20 protein-coding genes are annotated in these 21092 nt (G+C 71.3%); 13 read left to right on the top strand and 7 right to left on the bottom strand.

Features of this window, described 5'->3' with window-relative positions; translation table 11 throughout:
- The 3 genes from E1286_RS35025 to E1286_RS35015 all read left to right on the top strand — a co-directional run.
- On the top strand, positions 1-379 hold a 379-nt coding region (locus E1286_RS35025), incomplete at its 5' end, for a gamma-glutamyltransferase (protein ID WP_187368265.1).
- A 23-nt stretch (positions 380-402) separates the two neighbouring features.
- The gene (locus tag E1286_RS35020) at positions 403-960 is read left to right on the top strand and encodes a hemerythrin domain-containing protein (RefSeq protein ID WP_132619491.1); all 558 of its coding nucleotides are present in this window, start codon (positions 403-405) and stop codon (positions 958-960) included.
- Between the two features lie 33 nt (positions 961-993).
- Positions 994-1323 (top strand): DUF5709 domain-containing protein, encoded by a 330-nt coding sequence (locus tag E1286_RS35015; protein WP_246075458.1) that lies wholly within the window; start codon positions 994-996, stop codon positions 1321-1323.
- Here E1286_RS35015 and E1286_RS35010 read toward each other — a convergent pair.
- Entirely contained in the window at positions 1316-1969 is a 654-nt protein-coding gene (locus E1286_RS35010; protein ID WP_132619489.1) for an HAD family hydrolase, read from the bottom strand. The two genes, E1286_RS35015 and E1286_RS35010, sit on opposite strands and share 8 nt — an antisense overlap.
- Positions 1970-2055: 86 nt before the next feature.
- On the opposite strand from E1286_RS35010, the gene E1286_RS35005 reads away from it, so the two are divergent.
- Together E1286_RS35005 and E1286_RS35000 are read left to right on the top strand one after the other, a co-directional pair.
- Positions 2056-4059: a catalase gene (locus tag E1286_RS35005; RefSeq protein ID WP_132619487.1), complete on the top strand. Its 2004-nt coding sequence runs from the start codon at positions 2056-2058 to the stop codon at positions 4057-4059.
- Positions 4060-4181: 122 nt separating this feature from the next.
- Positions 4182-4781 (top strand): Uma2 family endonuclease, encoded by a 600-nt coding sequence (locus E1286_RS35000; protein ID WP_132619485.1) that lies wholly within the window; start codon positions 4182-4184, stop codon positions 4779-4781.
- On the opposite strand, the gene hrpA is transcribed toward E1286_RS35000, so the two are convergent.
- Together hrpA and ppgK are read right to left on the bottom strand one after the other, a co-directional pair.
- Entirely contained in the window at positions 4771-8640 is a 3870-nt protein-coding gene (hrpA, locus tag E1286_RS34995; RefSeq protein WP_132619483.1) for an ATP-dependent RNA helicase HrpA, read from the bottom strand. The genes E1286_RS35000 and hrpA overlap by 11 nt on opposite strands.
- A 75-nt stretch (positions 8641-8715) precedes the next feature.
- Entirely contained in the window at positions 8716-9423 is a 708-nt protein-coding gene (gene ppgK / locus E1286_RS34990; protein ID WP_132619481.1) for a polyphosphate--glucose phosphotransferase, read from the bottom strand.
- 109 nt (positions 9424-9532) lie between these two features.
- Here ppgK and E1286_RS34985 point away from each other — a divergent pair, with 109 nt between their 5' ends.
- Positions 9533-10636, top strand: a complete 1104-nt coding sequence (locus E1286_RS34985) for a TIGR03118 family protein (RefSeq protein WP_132619479.1) — start codon at positions 9533-9535, stop codon at positions 10634-10636.
- 65 nt (positions 10637-10701) lie between these two features.
- On the opposite strand, the gene E1286_RS34980 is transcribed toward E1286_RS34985, so the two are convergent.
- Entirely contained in the window at positions 10702-11535 is an 834-nt protein-coding gene (locus E1286_RS34980; protein WP_165970050.1) for an endonuclease/exonuclease/phosphatase family protein, read from the bottom strand.
- 57 nt (positions 11536-11592) lie between these two features.
- Here E1286_RS34980 and E1286_RS34975 point away from each other — a divergent pair, with 57 nt between their 5' ends.
- The gene (locus E1286_RS34975; protein WP_132619475.1) at positions 11593-12249 is read left to right on the top strand and encodes a TenA family protein; all 657 of its coding nucleotides are present in this window, start codon (positions 11593-11595) and stop codon (positions 12247-12249) included.
- On the opposite strand, the gene E1286_RS34970 is transcribed toward E1286_RS34975, so the two are convergent.
- Positions 12246-12833 (bottom strand): HAD family hydrolase, encoded by a 588-nt coding sequence (locus E1286_RS34970; protein WP_223190710.1) that lies wholly within the window; start codon positions 12831-12833, stop codon positions 12246-12248. The genes E1286_RS34975 and E1286_RS34970 overlap by 4 nt on opposite strands.
- A 130-nt stretch (positions 12834-12963) precedes the next feature.
- Between E1286_RS34970 and E1286_RS34965 the strand changes: the two genes are divergently transcribed.
- A complete protein-coding gene (locus tag E1286_RS34965; protein WP_132619471.1) occupies positions 12964-13782 on the top strand; it encodes a DUF4253 domain-containing protein in 819 nt (272 codons plus the stop codon).
- A gap of 25 nt (positions 13783-13807) precedes the next feature.
- Here E1286_RS34965 and E1286_RS34960 read toward each other — a convergent pair whose 3' ends face one another.
- Both E1286_RS34960 and E1286_RS34955 read right to left on the bottom strand, forming a co-directional pair.
- Entirely contained in the window at positions 13808-14641 is an 834-nt protein-coding gene (locus E1286_RS34960) for an SAM-dependent methyltransferase (RefSeq protein ID WP_132619468.1), read from the bottom strand.
- A 182-nt stretch (positions 14642-14823) separates the two neighbouring features.
- Positions 14824-16083, bottom strand: a complete 1260-nt coding sequence (locus tag E1286_RS34955) for a helix-turn-helix domain-containing protein (protein WP_132619466.1) — start codon at positions 16081-16083, stop codon at positions 14824-14826.
- A gap of 215 nt (positions 16084-16298) precedes the next feature.
- Between E1286_RS34955 and E1286_RS34950 the strand changes: the two genes are divergently transcribed.
- From E1286_RS34950 to E1286_RS34930, 5 genes are all read left to right on the top strand, one after another.
- Positions 16299-17147 carry a hypothetical protein gene (locus tag E1286_RS34950; protein ID WP_132619463.1) on the top strand — a complete coding sequence of 283 codons (849 nt, stop codon included), beginning with the start codon at positions 16299-16301 and terminating at the stop codon, positions 17145-17147.
- A 734-nt stretch (positions 17148-17881) separates the two neighbouring features.
- Complete coding sequence (locus E1286_RS34945) at positions 17882-18106, top strand: hypothetical protein (protein ID WP_132619461.1); 225 nt, start codon at positions 17882-17884, stop codon at positions 18104-18106.
- A gap of 66 nt (positions 18107-18172) precedes the next feature.
- Positions 18173-18922 carry a maleate cis-trans isomerase family protein gene (locus E1286_RS34940; protein WP_132619459.1) on the top strand — a complete coding sequence of 250 codons (750 nt, stop codon included), beginning with the start codon at positions 18173-18175 and terminating at the stop codon, positions 18920-18922.
- Positions 18919-20163, top strand: coding sequence for an FAD-dependent oxidoreductase (locus tag E1286_RS34935; protein ID WP_132619457.1), 1245 nt, complete (start codon positions 18919-18921; stop codon positions 20161-20163). Before E1286_RS34940 ends, E1286_RS34935 begins: the two co-directional genes overlap by 4 nt.
- Before the next feature lie 40 nt (positions 20164-20203).
- Positions 20204-21092: RNA polymerase sigma factor (locus E1286_RS34930; protein ID WP_425464784.1), on the top strand; the 889-nt coding region annotated here is incomplete at its 3' end.

The following is a 21092-nucleotide window of genomic DNA, read 5'->3' as shown; positions in this document are numbered from 1 at the left end:
GATCACCCGCCCCGACGGCACGCTGCGCACCGTCGCCGGCACGATGGGCGGCGACGCCCAGCCCCAGATCCTGCTGCAGGTGATCACCCGCCTGCTGCGGCACGGCGAGGACCCCGGCCAGGCGATCTCCGCGCCGCGCTGGCGGCTCGGCACCGGCGGCACCGGGTTCGACACGTGGGAGGCCCCCGACGCCGCGGTCGTCGACCTGGAGGAGGGCACGACCTGGTCCGACGGGCTGGCGGCGCTCGGCCACCGGGTGGCGGCCCTGCCGTACGGCGGCTCGTTCGGCCACGCCCACCTCATCGACGTGCGCCCCGATGGCATGCTGGCGGGCGCGGCCGACCCGCGCTCCCTGGTCGGGGCCGCGATTGGACGCTGACCCGGCGGGTAGCCGTGACCGACATGGCTACCGACGTCATCACTCTCATCACGAAGGACCACCGGACGGTGGAGGGCCTCTTCGAGAAGCTCAAGAGCAAGAAGGGCGACATCAAGGCCACCGTGGCGGAGCTGCACGCGCTGCTGACCGCCCACGCGCGCGCTGAGGAGGACCGGGTCTACCCCGGCCTGGAGGCCCACCACAGCGTCGAGGAGCACAAGGAGGCCGAGGTCCTGCTCGACGCGCTCGTCCGCGCCGAGCCGGGCTCGGCCGAGTTCGACCGGACGCTCACCGAGCTGATCGAATCGGTCAACCACCACGTCGAGGAGGAGGAGAGCACGCTCCTGCCCTCGCTGAAGCGGCAGACCGACGCCAAGGGCCTCCAGAAGCTGGGCAAGGCGTTCGAGCAGCGCAGGGCCGAGGAGCTCAAGGCCCTCAAGGCGAACGGCGGCCCGAGCTCTTCGTCCGGCGACGTCAGCAAGGCCGAGCTGTACGAAGAGGCCAAGAAGGCCGACATCCCGGGCAGATCGCACATGGGCAAGAAGGAGTTGGCGGAGGCACTCGGGAAATCCGCGTCCTAGGATTCCGGCACGTTCGCTGGGTAGGGGGCGCGTATGACCGAAACACCGCCGAACCGCCACGGTATGAGCGACGAGCAGGAGATCGAGGTCGACGAGTGGACCGAGGATCTCGGTCTGCGGCACGAGGTCGTCGACGACGATCCTCAGCGCAGGGACACGCTCGACGAACGCCTGCGGCGCGAGGCCAAGGATCGGTTGCGCGGCCCCCGCCCCAAGCACCGCCTGACGCAGCCGGACGAGGGTCTCGAACCGGACGTCGAGGACGAGGAGCTGGGCGAGGACTGGGGCGACGACGCCGACTCCGACGACCTGTCGGCCGAGGAGCGCGCCGTGCGCATCGACCCGGACGAGAACCTCAGGTGAGCCGCCGCAGCCCGGGCAGCAGCGCGTGCAGGTCGTCGACGACCATGTCGGCGGCCCGCGCCTGAGGGCGCTCGGCATGCAGGTAGCCCCAGGGCCCGCGGCGCAGCAGCGCGGTCCGCATGCCCGCCGCGGCGGCCGGCAGCACGTCGTTGTCGAGCCGGTCGCCGACGTAGAGGATCTCCCCCGGCTCTCGGCCCGCGACCGAGGCGACCTTGGCGAAGAAGCCCGGGTCGGGCTTGGCCACGCCCCAGCCGTCCGAGGTGTGCACGGAGTCGGCGGGCAGGTCCATGGCGACCAGAGCGTCGTACGCGCGCCGCGGCTGGTTGCCCGCGATGATCACCTGGCGGCCCTCCGCGCGGAGGGCCGCCAGAGCCTCGCGGACGTCAGGGTAGAGGTCGTCGGCGTCGAAGTGGTTGCGCAGGCCGCCGGGATCGTCGCGCTCCCAGGCCGCCTCCTCGGCGTCGAGGTCGAGGTCCGGCCGGACGAGCCGGAAGGCGTCGCTGTGAGGGCGGTCGAGCGCGGCCATCCCGCCGAGAGCGCCCATCAGCACGAACGGGCTCACCCCGATCCGCCGCGCCCACCGGGCCCAGATGCGGTCCTCGCTGATGAGCGTCTCGCCGACGTCGAACACCACAGCCTTGATCATCAATCCCCCAGCCGGAAAGACCTTGTTTCACCGTGTCGGTCCGGGCACTAGAGGACCGGACAAAAATCTACAAGGGGGATTTTTCCATGCGACCAAAGCGCGACGCGAAGGACCAGCAGCTCGACGAGTTCCGTGTTCCCCTGGACGACGTCACCATGACGACCGACCAGGGCATCCCGGTCGACCACACCGACGACTCGCTCAAGGCCGGCATGCGCGGGCCCACGCTGCTGGAGGACTTCCACTTCCGCGAGAAGCTGACCCGCTTCGACCACGAGCGCATCCCCGAGCGCGTCGTGCACGCCCGCGGCGCCGGCGCGTACGGCGTCTTCGAGCTCTACGAGCCGCTCGGCGACCTGACGGCGGCGGAGTTCCTCAACGACACCTCCGTCAAGACGCCCACGTTCGTGCGCTTCTCGACCGTGGCGGGCTCGCGCGGCTCGGCCGACACCGTACGTGACGTGCGCGGCTTCGCCACGAAGTTCTACACCACCCAGGGGAACTTCGACATCGTCGCCAACAACTTCCCGGTCTTCTTCATCCAGGACGGCATCAAGTTCCCCGACTTCGTGCACGCCGTCAAACCTGAGCCGCACAACGAGATCCCGCAGGCCCAGTCGGCGCACGACACCTTCTGGGACTTCGTCCAGCTCCAGCCCGAGTCGCTGCACATGGTCATGTGGCTCATGTCCGACCGGGCGATCCCGCGCAGCTACCGCATGATGCAGGGCTTCGGGGTGCACACGTTCCGGCTCGTCAACGCCCAGGGCAAGGGCACCTTCGTCAAGTGGCACTGGCGGCCGGTGCTGGGGACGTACTCGCTGGTGTGGGACGAGGTCCTGCGCATCCAGGGCAACGACCCCGACTACAACCGCCGCGACCTGTGGGAGGCCATCGAGCGCGGCGCCTACCCCGAGTACGAGCTGTGCGTCCAGCTCGTGCCGGAGGAGCGCGAGCACGACTTCGACTTCGACCTGCTCGACGCCACGAAGATCATCCCTGAGGAGCAGGTGCCGCTGCGGCCCATCGGCAAGATGACGCTCAACCGCAACCCGCAGAACTTCTTCGCCGAGACCGAGCAGGTGGCCTTCCACACGGCCAACATCGTGCCCGGCATCGACTTCACCAACGACCCCCTGCTGCAGGCCAGGAACTTCTCCTATCTCGACACGCAGCTGCTGCGCCTCGGCGGCCCCAACTTCTCGCAGATCCCGATCAACCGGCCGGTCTCCCCCGTACGCAACGACCAGCGCGACGGCTTCCACCAGCACATGATCCACGAGTCGCGGACGAGCTACGAGAAGAACTCCATCAGCGGCGGCTGCCCGGCCGCCATGAACGGCTACCGCCACTACACCGAGAGGGTGGAGGGCCACAAGATCCGCGAGCGCAGCCCCAGCTTCCAGGACTTCTACCGCCAGGCCACCCTGTTCTGGAACAGCATGGCCGGCTGGGAGAAGGGGCACATCGTCGCCGCGTACCTGTTCGAGCTCGGGCACGTCGAGCGCAAGGACATCAAGGAGGGCGTGGTCGCCCACCTCGTCAAGATCCACCCGGACCTGGGCTCGCAGGTGGCCGAGGGCCTCGGCCTGCCCGTGCCCGAGGGCGGCCCGGTGCACGCCAACGCCTCTCCCGCGCTCAGCATGACCAACCAGCCGCGCGGCATCGCGACCCGCAGGATCGCCGTCCTCATGGCCGACGGCACCGACGCCGCCGCCGTGACCGCCCTGCGCCAGGCGCTGGAGGGACAGGGGGCGATCTGCGAGATCGTGGCCCCCGCCGAGGGCCAGGCCGGCGGCCTCCCGGTGGACCGCCAGCTCAGCGCCGCCTCCTCCGTCCTCTACGACGCGGTGGTCGCCGCGGACGGGGCCGCGCTGGCCTCCGTGGGGCGGGCGGTCTTCTTCGTCCAGGAGGCGTTCAAGCATCAGAAGGCCATCGGGGCCGTCGGCACCGGCCGGCAGCTCCTGGAGGCCGCGCGCCTGCCCAACGACGTGGGCGTCTTCGTCGGCGACGACATCGCCGACGCCTTCGCCGACGGCGTGGCCGGCCACCGCTTCTACGACCGCGACATCTTCGCCGTCCCCGCCTGACCCTCGTGACGATCGGCCGCTTCCGCCATGAGCGGAGGCGGCGATCGCATAGCGCGGCAACCCGAATCCTGGAATACTTAGCGTGTCCGTTCGAATACGAAGGGAAAGATTCCGTGATCACCATGGTCGAGGAAGAGCACCAGACGGAATCCACGCACGCGAGCGTCGCGCGATCCCCCCTCACCGCTCGCGAGTTGTTCGATGCCCTACCCCCCCTCCCCGGTCTCCGGGTGGAGATCATCGAAGGGAAGTTGATCGTGAGCCCCATGGGCACCCCCGAACACCAGTGGCTCGCCGCCGACCTGCACGACGCTCTCCTACTGCTGCGGAGGGAGCGACGCTGGCGTGGATCACCGGGAGGACCGAATATCTGCATCGAAGGTCCTCGGGACTCCCTTGCGCCGGACTACGTACTCGTGCGGCCCGACTGCGGTCGCTGGGGCGATGGGGAGCTGTTGTCCTCTGAGGTGCTCATGGTCGCGGAGGTGGTCTCGCCCAGCAGTGTCCGCGTAGACCTGGAGGAGAAGCCGCGCCTCTACGCCGTCGGCAAGGTGTCGGTCTACCTGCTGATCGACCCGATGGGCAAGACGCCGAGCGTCACCGTGTTCAGCGACATCAAGGACGACGCCTACCAGACGACCACCAAGGTCGCCATGGGCACGCCGATCATGCTTCCGCCCCCGGTCGACTTCGAGCTGGACACCTCGATCTTCAAGAGCTGAGCCGCTCCATGGCCTTGGCGATGCGTTTCTCCGAGACCGGGGTCGGGGTGCCGAGGGTCTGGGCGAAGAAGCTGACCCGCAGTTCCTCGATCATCCAGCGGATCTCCGTCACGTCCGGGTCTCCGCGACGCGCCGGGTGGAGCTTGTCCAGCAGGTCGTGGTAGTCGTCCTCGACCTTGTGCACGCGCGCCATCCACTCCTCGTCGCGCCACGGGTCTTCGGGCAGCTTGGCGAGGCGGCGGTCGACCGCACGGATGTAGCGCAGCAGGTCGGGCAGGCGGCGGTGGCCCGTGGCGGTGACGAAGCCCCGGTAGATGAGCCTGCCGAGCTGGTCGCGTACGTCGTCGGTGGCCGCGCTCGGGCGCAGCGCGTCGAGGCGGGCGCCGGACTCGTGCCAGACGGACAGGATCTGCTCGACCTTGGCCAGCACGTCGGCCGCCGTGTCATAGAGGTGGGCGCGTACGTGCTGGTGGAGGCGGTCGAAGGCGACCGCGTCCCAGACGGCGCCGCCGGTGTCCAGCATGAGCTTGTCGACGGCCGCGTCGACCACGTCGTCGAACAACGCCACCGCCCCGCCGTGCGGGCTGCGTGACAGCGCCAGCTTGGCCTGGTTGGACAGCCCGCCGAGCAACGACTTGGCCGGGTTGGTGACGTTGAGCAGGAGCAACCGGCGCACCCCTGGCCAGTGGGAGCGACGCTGCTCCGCCTCCGTCTCGAAAATCTTGATCGAGACCGAGTCGCCCGCGTCGACCAGTGCCGGGTAGCCCTTCATGCGGCCCTGCTCGAAGACCTTGGGCAGGCTGCCGAAACTCCACTTGTGCAGGCCGGTCTGCTCCAGGTCGTCGCCCGCCTGCGAGAGCGTCTGGCGCAGGCGCGGCGCGAGGCGGCGCTTGAGCGCGTCGAGGTCTTTGTCCTCCGCCACCGTGCGTTTGCGCTCGTCGATCACCCGGTAGGTGATCCGCAGGTGGTCGGGCACCTGGTCGAGCTGCCAGGCCTCACGGGGCACGCGCACACCGGTCAGCCGCAGCAGCTCGCGCTCCACGGCCGCGAGCAGCGGCTCTCCGCCCTGCTCGACCCCGGCCAGCACCTGCTTGGCGTAGTTGGGAGCCGGCACGAAGTTGCGCCGCAGGTTCTTCGGCAGCGACCGGATCAGCGCCGTGATGAGCTCTTCGCGCAGGCCGGGGATCTGCCAGTCGAAGCCGTCGGAGGATACCTGGTTGAGCACCTGGAGCGGCACGTGCACGGTCACGCCGTCGGCGTCGGCCCCCGGCTCGAACTGGTAGGTCAGCTTCATGCGCTGACCGAGTTGCTTCCATGTGTCGGGGTAGTCGCGCGTGCTGACATCGGCGCCCTCGTTGACCAGCATCTCCGGCGAGAACGCGAGCAGGTCGGGCTGCTCGTGCCTGGCCTTCTTCCACCACGAGTCGAAGTGGCGGGCCGAGACCACGTCGGCCGGGACGCGCTGGTCGTAGAAGTCGAACAGGGCCTCGTCGTCGACCATGATGTCGCGGCGGCGGGCGCGGTTCTCCAGCTCCTCGACCTCTTCGAGGAGCTTGCGGTTGTCCTTCAGGAAGCGGTGGTGGGTGTCCCAGTCGCCCTCGACGAGCGCGTGCCGGATGAACAGCTCACGGGACAGGTCGGGGTCGATGCGGCCGTAGTTGACCTTGCGGCCGACGACGAGCGGCACGCCGTACAGGGTGACCTTCTCCAGGGCGATGACAGCGCCCTGGTTCTTCTCCCAGTGGGGCTCGGAGTAGGAGCGCTTGACGAGGTGCTGGGCGAGCGGCTCGACCCAGTCGGGCTCGATCTTGGCGTTGACCCGGGCCCACAGCCGTGAGGTCTCGACCAGCTCGGCCGACATGACCCACTGCGGCTGCTTCTTGGCCAGCGCGGAGCCGGGGAAGATGGCGAAGCGGGCGTTGCGGGCGCCGATGTACTCCTGGATCGGGCGGCGGCCTTCGGCGCCGCGTTTCTCCATGACGTCTTTGACGCCGATGTGGGACAGCAGGCCGACCAGCAGCGACATGTGCACCTGGTGGGGCTCGGCCGGGCGGCTGTTGGGCTGGGCGCCGAGCGCCTGGCGCAGCTGGCTGTAGATGTCCTGCCACTCGCGTACGCGCAGGTAGTTGAGGAACTCGGCCTTGCAGAGCCGGCGGAACGCGCTGGAGGTCAGCTCCTGCTGCTTCTCGCGCAGGTAGTTCCACAGGTTGAGGTAGGCCATGAAGTCGGACTCGGGGTCGGCGAAGCGCCGGTGTTTCTCGTCGGCCTGCTGCTGCTTGTCGGAGGGACGCTCGCGCGGGTCCTGGATGGACAGGGCGGCGGCGATCACCATGACCTCGCGCAGGCAGCCGTTCTTCTCGGCCTCCAGGACCATGCGGCCGAGACGTGGGTCGACCGGCAGCGTGGCCAGCTTGCGGCCGATCGGGGTGAGCCGGCCCTGCGCGTCGAACGCGCCCAGCTCGTGCAGCAGGTTGACGCCGTCTTTCACCTGGCGGCGATCGGGCGGCTCGACGAACGGGAACGCCTCGATGTCGCCGAGCCCGATCGAGGTCATCTGGAGGATGACGGAGGCCAGGTTGGTGCGCAGGATCTCGGGGTCGGTGAACTCCGGCCGGTTGAGGAAGTCCTCCTCTTCGTACAGCCGGATGCAGATGCCGTCGGAGGTGCGGCCCGAGCGGCCCTTGCGCTGGTTGGCGCTGGCCTGCGAGATGGCCTCGATCGGCAGCCGCTGCACCTTGGTGCGGTGGCTGTAGCGGGAGATGCGCGCGTAGCCGGGATCGACCACGTATTTGATGCCGGGGACGGTGAGCGAGGTCTCGGCGACGTTGGTGGCCAGCACGATGCGGCGGCCGGTGTGGCTCTGGAAGACGCGGTGCTGCTCGGCGGCGCTGAGCCGGGCGTAGAGCGGCAGGATGTCGGTGTTGCGGAACGCGGCCTTGGCCAGGGCGTCGGCGGCGTCGCGGATCTCCCGCTCGCCCGACAGGAACACGAGGACGTCGCCCGGGCCTTCGCCGACCAGCTCGCGGCAGGCGTCGACGATGCCCTGCGTCTGGTCGTCGTCCTCCTCCAGCGGCCGGTAGCGCACCTCGACCGGGTAGGTGCGGCCCGAGACCTCGATGATCGGCGCGTCGTCGAAGTGGCGGGAGAACCGCTCGGGGTCGATCGTGGCGCTGGTGATGATCACCTTGAGGTCGGGGCGCTGGGGCAGCAGCTGCTTGACGTAGCCGAGGATGAAGTCGATGTTGAGGCTGCGCTCGTGGGCCTCGTCGATGATGAGGGTGTCGTACTGGTCGAGCATGCGGTCGTGTTGCAGCTCGGCCAGCAGGATGCCGTCGGTCATCAGCTTGACGAGGGTGCGGTCGCTCCCCTGGTCGGTGAAGCGGACCTTGTAGCCGACCACGTCGCCGAGGCCGGTGCCGAGCTCGTCGGCGATGCGCTCGGCGACCGTGCGGGCGGCGATGCGGCGGGGCTGGGTGTGGCCGATCACGCCGCGGACGCCGCGGCCGAGCTCAAGGCAGATCTTGGGGATCTGGGTGGTCTTGCCGGAGCCCGTCTCGCCGGCGATGATCACGACCTGGTGGTCGCGGATGGCCGCGAGGATGTCGTCTTTCCGCTGCGAGACCGGCAGGTTTTCCGGATATCTCACCACCGGGATGGCTTCGCGGCGGCGCGCCAGGCGCTGCTCGGCCCGCTCCACGTCGGCGAGGATCTCGGTGACGATCTTGTCGCGCGCGTCGCGGGACCGCACCCGGCGCATGCCGTCGAGCCTGCGCCGCAGCCGCCGCTGGTCACGCGGCATCAACTCGGGCAGGCGGGACTGGAGATCAGCGAGCGGAGAGGACAAGGAAGATGTTCCCATACTGCTTCAAGGATATTTGGTCCGGGAGCCAACGGCCCATCGTGCCCGATCAGGCCGGCCGCCCGCATCCCAATATCAGGCGATCGCGGCGCCGATGATGCCCGCTTCGTTCTGCAGCGCCGCGGGCACGACGGGGGTGTCGAGGTGGACGTGCGGCAGGAACTTCCCCGCCTTCTTGCTGACTCCCCCGCCGATCACGATGAGCGACGGTGAGAACAGCATCTCGACGTGCCTCAGGTATTCCTCGACCCGCTCGGCCCATTTCTCCCAGCTCAGGTCGTGCTCCTCGCGGGCCCGCGCGGAGGCGCGGTGCTCGGCGTCCTTGCCGTGCAGGTGGAGGTGGCCGAGCTCGGTGTTGGGGACGAGCACGCCGTCGGTGAACAGCGCGCTGCCGATCCCGGTGCCGAACGTCAGCATCAGCACGGTGCCCCGCCGCCCCCTGCCGTGGCCGAAGCGCATCTCGGCCAGGCCCGCCGCGTCGGCGTCGTTGAGCACGGTGGCCCCGCCGAACAGCCCGGCCGCGTCGGCGCCGATCCACGCCGGGTCGACGTTGGCGGCCGTTCTCACGACGCCGTCGACCACGACGCCGGGGAAGGTGACCCCGACCGGACCGTCCCAGCTGAAGTGACGCACGATCTCGGCCACCACGCCGGCCACCGCTTCCGGCGTGGACGGCTCCGGCGTCGGGATGCGCACCCGCTCGGCCGCCAGCGTGCCGGCCTCCGTGTCGACCGGCGCCCCCTTGACGCCGGAGCCGCCGATGTCGATGCCCAGAACGTTCATGGTGCTCCATTCTCCCGGTCCCGCAGGACGCGGTGATTCCGGTCCCGGCTGAACCCGTTCCCCGCCCGGCGCGTATCTCGCGTCACAAGCGCTCATTAGGAGGCACCGGATGCGGTCACGCATCATCACACTCTGCGCTGTCGCGGTCGTGCTGGGAGCGACTCTCACCACTCCCGCGCACGCCACCACCCCCAGGACTCGATTCGACGTCATCAACCTTGTGTCGGACGTCAAGGGCAAAGCCCGTGTCACCGACCCCAAGGTCGTCAACCCATGGGGCCTGGCCATGGGCAAGACCCTCTGGGTCTCGAACACCGGGACCGGCACCGCGACCGTCTACTCCGGCACCGGCAAGAAGGAGAAGACGGAGGTCGCGATCCCGGGCGGGTCGCCGACCGGGCAGGTCTTCAATCCCGGTGACGGCTTCACCGTGAAGGGCAAGCCGGCCACGTTCATCTTCTCCAGCCCGAGCGGCGCCATCACCGGCTGGAACGCCGAGGTCGACCCCGTTAACGCGGTCATCGCGGCGTTCTCCCGCGGCGCCGACTACAAGGGCCTCGAACTCGTGCAGACCGACGACGGCGCGTTCCTGCTCGCCGCCGACTTCGCGAGCGGGCGCGTGCACGCCTTCGACGAGGACTTCCGGCGCATCCAGCTGCGGCGCTGGCAGTTCAGGGACACCGAGATCCCCTCGACGTACAAGGCGTACAACGTGGCCGTGGTCAACGGCAACGTGTGGGTCGCCTACGCCGTGCGCGACAAGGCCACCGGCAAGCCGGTCTTCGGCGCCGGCAAGGGCTTCGTGAGCCGGTTCGACATGGACGGGCGGCTGACCGGCCGCATCGCCCGGACCGGGCTCAACGCGCCGTGGGGGCTGAGCGCCGCGCCGAAGGGCTGGCGTCAGTTCGCCGGCGCGCTGCTGGTCGGCAACTTCGGCGACGGCACCGTCCACGCCTATCAGCGGGGACGGCACCTCGGCGCGCTGCGCCTGACGAACGGCAAACCGGTCGTGCTGCCGGGCCTGTGGGACCTGCAGCCCGGCACCGCGGCCACCGGCGGCGAGGGCGCGCTGTGGTTCTCCGCCGGCATCGACGGCGCCAAGCACGGCCTGATCGGCGTGATCGCCCCGAAGGGCACCAAGGTGACCTCCAGCGGCGCGGGGAGCCCCGCACCGAGCGCCAGTCCCTCCGGGAACCCGTACGGAGGGTACTGACCGGCGCCGTCGCCCCTGGCCCGGCGGGAGCGCAGCCCACCGCGTACGACGGCCGGGGGCGGCGGTCACATGACGTTTCCGGCGCGGTTGGCGCGAGCCGCGCCGGAAACATGTTCCAGATCGGCCACCAGGCCGAAGTGGTCGCTCGCCCAGACGCCGGCCACGGGCTCGTCGAAGATCCTGCGGCAGTCCCGCAGGCGCAGGGTCGGGCCGTTGCCCCGGCAGCGGACGAAGAGGTAGTCGATGCGCCGGCCGGTCTCCAGCGGCCAGTTCCCGGCGCGCACGAGGGGGTTGACGGGGGTGAAGGTGTGGCCGGGGTCGTGCGGGCGGGCCCAGTCCCACAGGTCGCGGTAGGCGACGCTCATCCCCTCCAGCGACTGCAGCCCGCTCCAGAACCGCACCCCGGCCGAGTCGGGCGTCGCGTCGAAGTCCCCCGCCACGACCACGTGCAGATCCCGCCCGCCGAGCATCTCCTCGATCAGCGTCGCGGTCCGTACGGCCTGCAGTTCGCGCTCCCGCTCGTGGCCCAGGCGGAAGGAGGGCTTGTGGTTGACGAACAGCAGGGGCTCGGGCCCGGGGATCTCGGCGGCGCAGGCCCAGCCCGCGAACTCCGACAGGTCCACGCGCTCGGTGACGGCCGGCCGCTCCTGCCGGACCTCGCCCGGCGGCAGGCGGCTCGCCATGGAGGCACGGGTGCCGTCGGCCTCCCCGGTCTCCTGGTGGACGACGTGGTAGGCGGGGCCCAGCAGGTCGGCCACCTGGTCGTAGCCGTCCGTCACCACGGACTCCTGGAGGGCGACGAGGTCGGGGCGCAGCTCGCGGAACCCCGCTTTCAGCACCTCCCTGCGCCGCTGCCAGTCGCCGTGCCGGGCCCAGAGGTTCAGTGTGGCGATGCGCATGCAAGGGGCGCTACCCGGCCGGGACGGCGGCACGTCGTCCGGGTTACAGTCTGGGGCGTGAGCGAACGATCTTTCAGCGAGTGGCTCAGGAGCCGGTGCGAGCCCGACTGGACGGCCGTGGTCACCCATCCGTTCGCCATGGCGATCACGACGGGCACGGTCGCCGGCGACGACATGCGGCGCTACCTGGAGCAGGACTTCCAGTTCGTGGACTCCTTCACGGCGCTGCTGGGCGCCGCCGTGGCGAGCGCCGACACGTTCGAGGCGCGGGTGCCGTACGGGAAGTTCCTCGGTCAGACGGCGACGACCGAGGAGAAGACGTACTTCCACCGGGCACTGGCGGAGCTGGGCGGGCGCACGGACGCGCCGCCGGAGCCGGTGACGGCGGCGTTCAAGGAGCTGATGGACGAGGTCCGCACCTCGCAGGACTACCTGCTGATCGCCGCCGTGCTCTGCGTGGCCGAGTGGTGTTACCTCGGCTGGGCCTCGCGGGCCGGGGAGTCGCTGCCGGAGAGCTTCGTGCACCGGGAGTGGATCGAGCTGCACGAGGGCGCGCGGTTCCGCGCCTGGGTGGCGTTCCTGTGCGGCGAGCTCGACCGGCTGGGCGCCGATCTAAGCGAGGAGCGGCGGCAGGAGGTGCTCGGCGTGTTCCGGCGGGCGGTGGAGCTGGAGCGGGCGTTCTTCGACATGGCGCAGGGCGGCCGGGCAGGCTAGGACGGCAGGCGGAGCACGGACGCCAGGTCGTCGAAGGTGCGGTAGTGGACGGCGGTCATGCCGAGGGCACGCGCGGCCTCGACGTTCGCCGGCCGGTCGTCGACGAACAGGCAGCGCTCGGCCGCCACACCCGCCCGCTCCGCGGCGATCCGGTAGATGCGCGGATCCGGCTTGGCCACGCCGACCCGATGGCTGCTGACCACGTCGTCGGCGAAGTGCGTCAGCCCCAGCAGGTCGAGGTGACCCTCCAGGGTGTCCATGGCGTTGGTCACGAGGATCAGCGGCACGTACTGCTGCGCCCGGGCCAGCAGCGCCCTGACCTCCTCGTCCACCCAGAAGCGGATCTCCATGAACTCCGCGACCGCCTGGCGGGCGCGCTCGTCGCCGCCGAGCGCCAGGGCGATCGACTCGGCCCACTGCGCCTCCGTGGCCTGGCCGAGCGTGGGCGGCGTGATCAGCTCGGGGTCGAAGGCCGTCTTCATCAGAGGCAGGCCGTAACGGGCCTCGATGGCGGCCTGGGCGGCGTGGTCGAAGTGGCGCAGCACGCCGTCGAAGTCGGACAGGACCGCGTCGAAAGGAAGCACGGTCGCCATTCTGCCGGATGCGCCGGCCACTGGCGCGGACGGACGTTTTTGGCAGGTCTCGCCGACGGTGCCGGAGGGACCGTCGGCACTACCATCTCCGAGACAGGATTCGGTAGCGGAACGGTAGGTAATGAGCGATCACCGGCTGCCACGTGAGCTGTGCCAGCTGTTACCCGACGGCGGCAGGGGCCGGAGGCTGCCCGGAGAGCTGCCCCCCGGTGACGTGGTCTGGCCGGATCCCGGCTACACCGGGCACGGCCGCGCGCAGCGGCCGGCGTTCTGGATGAGCGACGACCCGGTGAGCGGCGCCGACTGGGCGCGGATGCGCGCGTGGCACCCGCACAGTGGCCTGTGGCCGCTGTTGCTGGACGAGTCGGCGCAGCCGTGGGCGATCGGACAGGTGGTGCCGGACGATCCCCGCCAGATCGACCACTTCACCGCCGAGGGGTTCATGGCCGAGGTGTGGCAGGAGTGGGTGGCGCAGATGCCGCCGGACGCGCTGGAGGAGCTGGAGCCGTACGGGGCGATCTGCCCCGGGCCGGCCCCGCCGGGCGTGCTGCGGGCCGATCCCGACGCGGTGGCCGACTGGCTCGCGGGCGAGCTGGCGGCCAGGGGCATGCCGCTCGGCCTGGTGGCCGCCGGGCGGGGCGCGGACGCCCTGGCGGTCATGGGCTGGCAGGGGGCGCTGCACCACAACGAGTGGATGGTGCCGATGGCCTCGGTGGTGCGCAGCTGGGAGGACCGGTTCGAGGCGCGGGTGGTGAGCGTCGGGTTCAACACGCTCGACCTCAGCGTGGCGGCGCCGCCGGTCGACCTGGAGCACGCCCTGCACGTGGCCGCCGAGCACTGGACGTTCTGCCCGGACAACGTGGTGCAGGGCCCCGGCCACCTGCAGGCGTACGCCGAGCAGCTCATCGGCGGCCACGCCTGGTCGTTCTGGTGGGACTGATGCTGGTTGGAGTGAGGCCCGCACGTCATGGGATGCGGGCCACCGCGCCGTACGTCCCGGACGTGCCGGGCTGTTCCGAGCAGGCGATGTCGTACGGGCCGGGCCGCCATTCCGGGGCCCACACCAGCCCCGGATCCACCAGCTCCAGGTCGTCGAGCAACGCCGCCACCTCCTCCCGGGTGCGGATCGCGTGGCCGGGCAGCGTCATCGCCAGCAGGTCGTGGATGGCGGGCAGCAGCTCCGGCGGGACGGCGTCGAACGTGGTCTGCGCCAGCGACAGGTAGCTCCCCTCCGGGACCTCCTGGCGGATGCGTTTGATCACGTAATGGACGTACTCGTCGTCGTTGAGGCTGTGGGTCGACACCAGCAGGACGGCCATCGGCCGCTCCCAGTCCAGGAACGTCTGCATCACCCGGTCGTCGAGCACGTCGTCGAACTCGCGTATGTCGCCTTCGACGACGCGTACGAGGTCGGTGACGGGCTCGATGGTGGCCCTGGCCGCGGCGAGCACCATGGGGTCGTTGTCCACGTAGACGACACGGGCGGCGGCGCCGTCCAGGGCGTCGCGGGCGACGTCGTGCAGTTGCCGGCCCGGTGGCAGACCGCTCGGCACGCCGCTGCCGACGATCACGAACTGGTCCACGCCGCCGGCCGCCAGATGGCGGACCACGCGGCACAGAAATGCGAGCACGGCTCGGGCGGCCGCCGTCGTGACGGGTGCGGCCGCGTCATAACGGCGCACGGCCTCACGATCCGCCACGAAATTGTTCTTTCCGCCCGCGGCGGCGTCGAGAATACGGGTGATCCTCGCTTGGGTCAGCTCCAGCTTCGCCAGGTTTCGGATGGCACGCTGACGCATTGAGTGTTGCCCCTTTCCCCTCGCCCACTATCTCGGGAAAAGTTGTCCTTTCGGACCCCACTCGATGACCCAGACCATATGATCCTCGCCACGGGCGAGAAGACAACCGGAAAAGCCATTGGATTTGGGTATATGTGGGTAACCAATGACCCGCATAACGATCTCAGAAAGGGGAAAAGAGATCATTTCCCGAATGAACGCGAAAGCCTTTCGCGATGCGCGTTCAACACCTCGACGGTCTCCTCGCGCGTCGTCGTGGTCACCGACAGCTTGGTGAAGGCCTGGTGGTAGGCCTCGACCGCGGCCGTGTCGGTGATCAGCTCGTCGGACTCGACGCCGTGTGCGCAGGCGATGTCGGGCTCGAACGCCTCGGCGAAGCGCCACAGCGTGAACGGCCCCGTACGCGGCACGTAGACCGGGTCGTCCATCGGCACGACGTGCAGCGAGACGTTGGGCCGCTTGGCGGACTCGATGAGCACGTCGAGCTGGCGGAGCTGCACGTGGGGGCCGACGATCGAGCGCGCCAGCACGCTCTCGTCGATCACCGCCCACAACACCGCGCTCCCGTCACGGGTCATGGCCTCCTGGCGGGCCAGCACGAGGGCGAGCGCCTCGTCCACCGTCTGCTGGCCGAGCGTCGCCGGCCCCGTCACGGTGATCGCGGCGCGCGCGTAGTCCTCGGTCTGCAGCAGCGGCGGGACGAACTGCGGATGGTAGGTGCGGATCACCGTCGCCCGCTGCTCCAGCGCGTACGCGGCGGCGAGCCAGACGGGCACCGACTGCGCGTCGTGCCATGCGGCCTCGCGCTCGCCCCTGGCCAGTGACAGCACGTATTCGCGGATCGGCGGGGCGGTGACGCCGTAGAGGGCCAGCAGGCGCTCGACGGTGATGGGCGCGGGCGCTAGGCGGCCCGCCTCGACGGCCGGGATCGCGGCGGCGCCCTTGCCGAGCGCGGTCTCGACCTGCTCGACGGAGAGCCGGGCGGCCAGGCGCAGGCTGTGCAGGCGCTTGCCGAGCGCCCGGCGCTGCGGGTCGCTCAGCGGCGTGGCCGCCTCGGGGATGTCGGGGACGGCGGTCTCGGGCTCCTCGGGCAGCCCCTCGGCCTTGCGGGCCAGCTCGACCACGCCGCGCAGGACGACGAGGGAGCTCTCGGACAGGCCCGAGGCGGCCAGGCCCAGAGTGGCCGCGCGCAGCTGGAGGTCGTCGACCGCGCCGGACTCGACGTAGTCGTCGCCGACCAGCCAGCCGACGCTCACCTGCAGGCAGGTGGCCAGCGCCCGCAGCACCTGGAGGGTCGGGTTGGTCTGCTTGCCGGTGCGCAGCTGGCTGACATAGGCGCGCGTGATCGGGATGCCGGCCTCCGTCAGGGCGGAGGCGACCTGAGCACCGGTGTAGCCGCGCTTGGTCAGCGCGAGATCGAGCCGTTCGGCGAAGTTCGCCACGGCACACCTCCTACCGCCCGTGAACGTCTCCAGCGTAAGGGACTCCGGGCGCGGTGTCCCCTGCCATGCGGGCCAGCTCTGCCACTCGGACGGGTATCAACGTATGCGCAAACTGTCAGTTGACACATCCTGGTTCGTACGGAGACTATCAGCGTGTGTGGTAACTGAGGCTTAACAGTCAGGTTCCGAGAGTTCCCGCGAGGAGGTGGCCGAAGGTGACCATGGACACCCCGGGCGGCGCGCCGCACCTGGAAGCGGCGGCCTCCCCAGGACAGGAGCAGGTCGTCCGGCGCATCTGCGCCCGGGTGGCGGGGCCGGTGGCCGGCGCGGACGTGCACGTGGCGAGCCTGCCACTGGGCGGGGTGCAGGTCTGGCTGGACGGTTCCGGCCACCGCTGGCGCTTCTACCACCGGATGGCGCGGGAGCTGCGGCTGGCCGGCTGGCACACGGAGACCGGCCCCGATCGGCTGCTACTGCTCGGTTGGAGCGCGGCCTGCCTGAGCCACCGCGCCCGGATGCTGGGCGCGGCCCTGGCCGGGCGGCTGGCCGACTTCGACCGTACGGCGTTCACGGCCGTCATGCTCGCCACCCGGCTGCGGCACCGGGGGTTCCCCGCCGGTGACCTGCCCGCCGAGGTGGAGGCGCACTGCCGTGAGTCGCTGCGCTGGCCGGCCCGGCTGGCCGATCTGCGGGGCCTGCAGCGGCGTTCGTCGCTGGAGTCGCTGCGGCTCCGGCTGGCCCAGGTGGCCGGTCTGGAGACCAAGGTGGGCCGCCGCTGCGGCGAGCATCTCGCGCTCGCGGGGAAGGTCGCCCGGCTGGTGGCGGGCGGCGTGCCGCCGTCCCGCCCGGCCTTCGCGCCGCAGGGCGGCCCGGCACGGGACCTCTGGACCGAGGCCGTCCCGCCGCGTGACATTCCGTTCGCCGGCCGGGCTCCCGGCGTCCCTCCACGGGGCGTCTCGGCGCCGCGCGCGGGGCTGACCGAGCGGCTGGTCTGCGTCAGCGTGCCGAACGTGGACACGAGCGAGGACGGCCTGGGCGGCGTGAGCGCGGTGACGGCGCCATGACCACCTCCAACGCCACGAACGACAGAACCTTCATGTCCTTCATGACAGTCATGGAGAACGACACACACCTGAGTGCGCGTGAGCGCGCCGGAATCGCGGCGTTGCCACCAGGCGGCGGCAGGTCCCCGGCCGGGAACGGCCGGCGACGCCCGTCCGCCACACATGCGGGAACGGTGGCAGCGCTCTCAGCGCTGGCCCCGGCGCCTCCCCCCAGCACCGTGCGGCACGTGCCCGATGCAATCGGCGCGGTGTTGTTGGCCAGCGCGGTAGCGGCTGGCGTGCTGGCCAAGTCAAGGGGTTGCGCCTGGGGTCGGCTCACTCCCCGCCGGCCCGGCCGAGCGCGGGGCGCGCCGCGCCCCGGCCGGGCCGGCGGGGTGGACAGCGGCTCGCCCTACGGGCGGCGCCGCCGGACGGGAACCGGAGTGATCGGCGTGGTGGGCGCCAGAATGCCGGTCGCCGGGCAGGCTCACGGGCCGTCCGGCGGATGGTTCCCGCGGAGGGTCGGGTGCGGGAGACCCTCCTGGCCGGTGGCGGTTCCGCCGGCCGCCGTTCTGCTCGCCGCCACGGCGCGGGTGCGGGTCGCCGTGGCGTCGGGACGTGAGGCCGGTCACCGGCCTCATCGCACGGCGGAAGAGGAGCCGGTCACGCCATGCCGGCTCCTCGCCGGGCCGCCTCACCGAACCTCCGAACTTCCTCCGACTCGAATCATCGACCCGCTATAGACAGGAGCGAGCATGCTCACCACGGGGCCCATCTCAGAGGAGCTGCGCAGGGCGCGGCCGCACGAAGTCCATCCGCGGGGCGTACGGCCCGGCGCGCCGGCGTTCAGGGACGAGGAGCCGGCTCCGTCGGCGCCGGCGGAACCGGCGCGCACCGTGCACCGGCTGCGCCGCATCCGGCAGGTGTCCGTCCAGGCCATCACCGAGATCGACCAGGCGCTGAGCCACCGCGCCTCCTGACCGTCCCGCCTTCCCGCACAGGAGGAGACCCATGCGCATCCTCGCCCCCGCACGACGGGGCACACCGTGAGCCGCGGCAGGGTCGGCGTGATCGTGGCGCCCCCGAACCCGTCGGCCGAGCCGGAGCTGACCCGCTTACTCGGGTCACGCGCCGACATGCACGTCGCCCGCTTCCCCGTACGGTCAGGGCTGTCCCACGCCGACCGGCTGGAGGGCTACAACACCGCGCTGCGCGCCATGACGGGCGCGTTCGGCGGGCTGCGGCTGGCCGCGATGGTCATGGCCTGCAGCGAGCCGCGTTACCTGCTCGGCCCCGACGAGGACCGCGAGCAGTGCGCCGAGCTGTCGGAGGCCACCGGGGTGCCGTTCGCCTCGTCGACGCTGGCCACCCGCGAGGCGCTGGACCACGTGCGGGTGGGCGACATCGTGCTGGTGTCGCCGTACCAGCCGTGGGTGACGGAGCTGGCCGAGCGGTTCTGGAAGTCGGCCGGGATCAACGTCACCCAGGTCGTCCAGGTACGCGCCGAGCACGGCTACTCCTCCTACGCGGTCACCCCCGCCGAGCTGATCAGCCAGGTGGAGCTGGCCGAGCCGCCCGGGGACGCGGTGCTGCTGTTCACCGGCACCGGCATGGCCACGCTGCCCGTGCTCTCCCGGCTCACCACCGGCAACGACCGGATGTTGCTCACCTCCAACCTCTGCACGGCCTGGTGGGCCCTGTCCCGGGCCACCGGCCGGCACGTGACGCTCAGCCGCGTGCCCTACCGCCGCCACATGGAGGCCCCGGCCGGCGTCGCGAGGAGGCACACCGCATGAACGGCGTCATCGTCGCCGGAGCCGGCCCGACGGGGCTGACCGCGGCGCTCTCGCTGGCCAGGGCGGGCATCAAGGTCACCGTCCTGGAGCGCGAGAGCGAGCTGCCCCGCCGGCCGCGCGCCTGCACGTTTCACCCGGCCACGCTCGACCTGCTGGACGGCCTCGGCGTGGCCGCCCGGCTGGTCGCCGCCGGGCGGGTGGTGGACCGGGTGCAGTGGCGCGACCGATCCGGGCTCGTGCTGGCCGAGATGGGCATGGACCGGCTCGACGGGCTGACCCGGCATCCGTTCCGGGTCCACGCCGACCAGGGGTCGCTGACCGCGCTGCTGCTGGAGGCCCTGCAGGCCTGCCCGGACGCGGACGTGCGCTTCGGCGCCCAGGTGGACGGCGTGGCCGAGGGCGGCACGGGAATCCGGGTCCGCGTCGGCCACACCTGGACGCGGGCCCGGTACCTGATCGCCGCCGACGGCGCCCACAGCACCGTGCGCGGCTCGCTCGGGTTGCCGTTCCCGCGCTCGGCGTACCCGACGCAGGCGCTGCGGGTGTTCATCGACTCGCCGCTGGACCGGATGCTGCCGAGCCTGGCGCCGCTGACGTACGTACGCGACGTGCAGCAGTCGTGCACGCTGCTCGGGCTGCCGGACCACTGGCGGATCATCTTCAAGATCCCCTGCGACGCGCACGAGCCGCTGTCGCCGTCGAACCTGTCGCTGCTGGTGCGCCGGGCGCTGCCGGGGCTCGGCGGGCCGATCCGGATCACCGGGGCCGACAGGTTCGGGCTGTCGCGGGGGGTGCTGAGCTCGTACCGGTGCGGGCGGGTGCTGTTCGTGGGCGACGCCGCGCACCTGACCTCCACGGTCGGGGGGCTCAACATGAACGCCGGCATCCACGACGCCGCCGAGGTCGCCAAGGTGATCGCCGCCGTGGTCGGCGGGCACGCCCCGGCCGCCGCGCTGGAGGCGTGGGCCTGGCGGCGGCGCTCGGTGGTGCTGCAACGGGTGCTGCCGCCGCGCGGGACTCGGCTGGCGGGCGTGCGCGAGCACGACAGCGCCCGGCTGGAGGCGGCCATGGCGGGGCTGCGGGCGATCGCCGGCGACCCCGACGCGACCCGGGCGTACCTGGCGCAGGCCTCGCTGCTCGACACCGTCCCGAGGGACACCGTACCGAGAGACACCGTGCCTAGAGACACCGTGCCTAGAGGCGTCCCGAAGACGGTCCCTGATCCGGCCGGGAGGTCCTGAACCATCCGCGTCCGCGTAGCGACTGGAGGAGGTGACACCGATGTGGCGGACCCTGTCCGACGACGCGCGTCAGGCGATCCGTGACCTGTGCGACAAGCACGGCGCCCGTCTCTACGACTACTGCCGCACCGAGCTGGCCGCGGCCGACGCCGAGCTGGCGGTGGCCGGGGCCGCGCTGACGGCCCACCTGTACGCGGACCGCGTGGTGGATCCGGCGCTGCGCCGGGCGTGGCTGTACTCCGTGGCGCGGGCGCACCGCGCGGTCGTCGCCAAGCCCGCGAGCATCGGCTCGTGGTCGCGGCCCGGCCGGATGTCGGAGCTGCTGCCCGAGGCCCTGCTCTCCCTCGACCGGCCGCAGCGCGAGCTGCTCGATCTGTCCGTACGGCACGGCCTGGGCGACGCCGAGATCGCCGTGATCTTCGAGCTGTCCCCGGACGAGGTCCGCTCGGTCGTCACCCGGGCCGCGGCCGCCCTGGAGGAGTGGTTCGCCGCGATCATCGCCGCGCGCTCCCGCGACGGGTGCGCCGACCTGGCGGCGCGCGTGTCGGAGTGGGTCAGCGCACCCGGCCGGCGGGCCAGGGCTCGGATCGGCCGCCACATCCAGTCCTGTGCGACCTGCCGGGCCGCGCCCAGGACGATGACGGCGGGGGCGCTGCTGCGCCGCCTGCCGATCACCGCACCGCCCGGAACGCTTCCCAACCGGCTGACGTCGGCGCAGCCTCTGCCCGGAGAGGGACTTCTCTGGCGGGCGGACGGCTTCCCCGTGCAGGCGCGCCTGCTGCTGGAGACCGGCCCCTCGGCGCCGGTCCAGCCGGGTGCCGGCGTCATGCTGTCCGCCCCGGTCGCCGACCCCACGACGGCGACCGCGGGAAAGCCCTGGTCGGCGGCGGGCGCGGCCGCCGCCGACCAGGAGCTCCCCGACCCACCCC

Origin of the sequence: Nonomuraea terrae (genome assembly GCF_004348995.1) — a bacterium.
GTDB lineage: Bacteria > Actinomycetota > Actinomycetes > Streptosporangiales > Streptosporangiaceae > Nonomuraea > Nonomuraea terrae.
The sequence above is the reverse complement of the archived record's forward strand: the minus strand, read 5'-3'. Positions and strand labels throughout refer to the sequence as shown.

What these genes read in the sequence shown, in the direction of transcription:
- E1286_RS35020 (WP_132619491.1), top strand. Translation starts at nt 403, where the DNA reads ATGGCTACCGACGTCATCACTCTCATCACGAAGGACCACCGGACGGTG.
- E1286_RS35015 (WP_246075458.1), top strand. Translation starts at nt 994, where the DNA reads ATGACCGAAACACCGCCGAACCGCCACGGTATGAGCGACGAGCAGGAG.
- E1286_RS35010 (WP_132619489.1), bottom strand. Translation starts at nt 1,969, where the DNA reads ATGATCAAGGCTGTGGTGTTCGACGTCGGCGAGACGCTCATCAGCGAG.
- E1286_RS35005 (WP_132619487.1), top strand. Translation starts at nt 2,056, where the DNA reads ATGCGACCAAAGCGCGACGCGAAGGACCAGCAGCTCGACGAGTTCCGT.
- E1286_RS35000 (WP_132619485.1), top strand. Translation starts at nt 4,182, where the DNA reads ATGGTCGAGGAAGAGCACCAGACGGAATCCACGCACGCGAGCGTCGCG.
- hrpA (WP_132619483.1), bottom strand. Translation starts at nt 8,640, where the DNA reads ATGGGAACATCTTCCTTGTCCTCTCCGCTCGCTGATCTCCAGTCCCGC.
- ppgK (WP_132619481.1), bottom strand. Translation starts at nt 9,423, where the DNA reads ATGAACGTTCTGGGCATCGACATCGGCGGCTCCGGCGTCAAGGGGGCG.
- E1286_RS34985 (WP_132619479.1), top strand. Translation starts at nt 9,533, where the DNA reads ATGCGGTCACGCATCATCACACTCTGCGCTGTCGCGGTCGTGCTGGGA.
- E1286_RS34980 (WP_165970050.1), bottom strand. Translation starts at nt 11,535, where the DNA reads ATGCGCATCGCCACACTGAACCTCTGGGCCCGGCACGGCGACTGGCAG.
- E1286_RS34965 (WP_132619471.1), top strand. Translation starts at nt 12,964, where the DNA reads ATGAGCGATCACCGGCTGCCACGTGAGCTGTGCCAGCTGTTACCCGAC.
- E1286_RS34960 (WP_132619468.1), bottom strand. Translation starts at nt 14,641, where the DNA reads ATGCGTCAGCGTGCCATCCGAAACCTGGCGAAGCTGGAGCTGACCCAA.
- E1286_RS34945 (WP_132619461.1), top strand. Translation starts at nt 17,882, where the DNA reads ATGCTCACCACGGGGCCCATCTCAGAGGAGCTGCGCAGGGCGCGGCCG.
- E1286_RS34935 (WP_132619457.1), top strand. Translation starts at nt 18,919, where the DNA reads ATGAACGGCGTCATCGTCGCCGGAGCCGGCCCGACGGGGCTGACCGCG.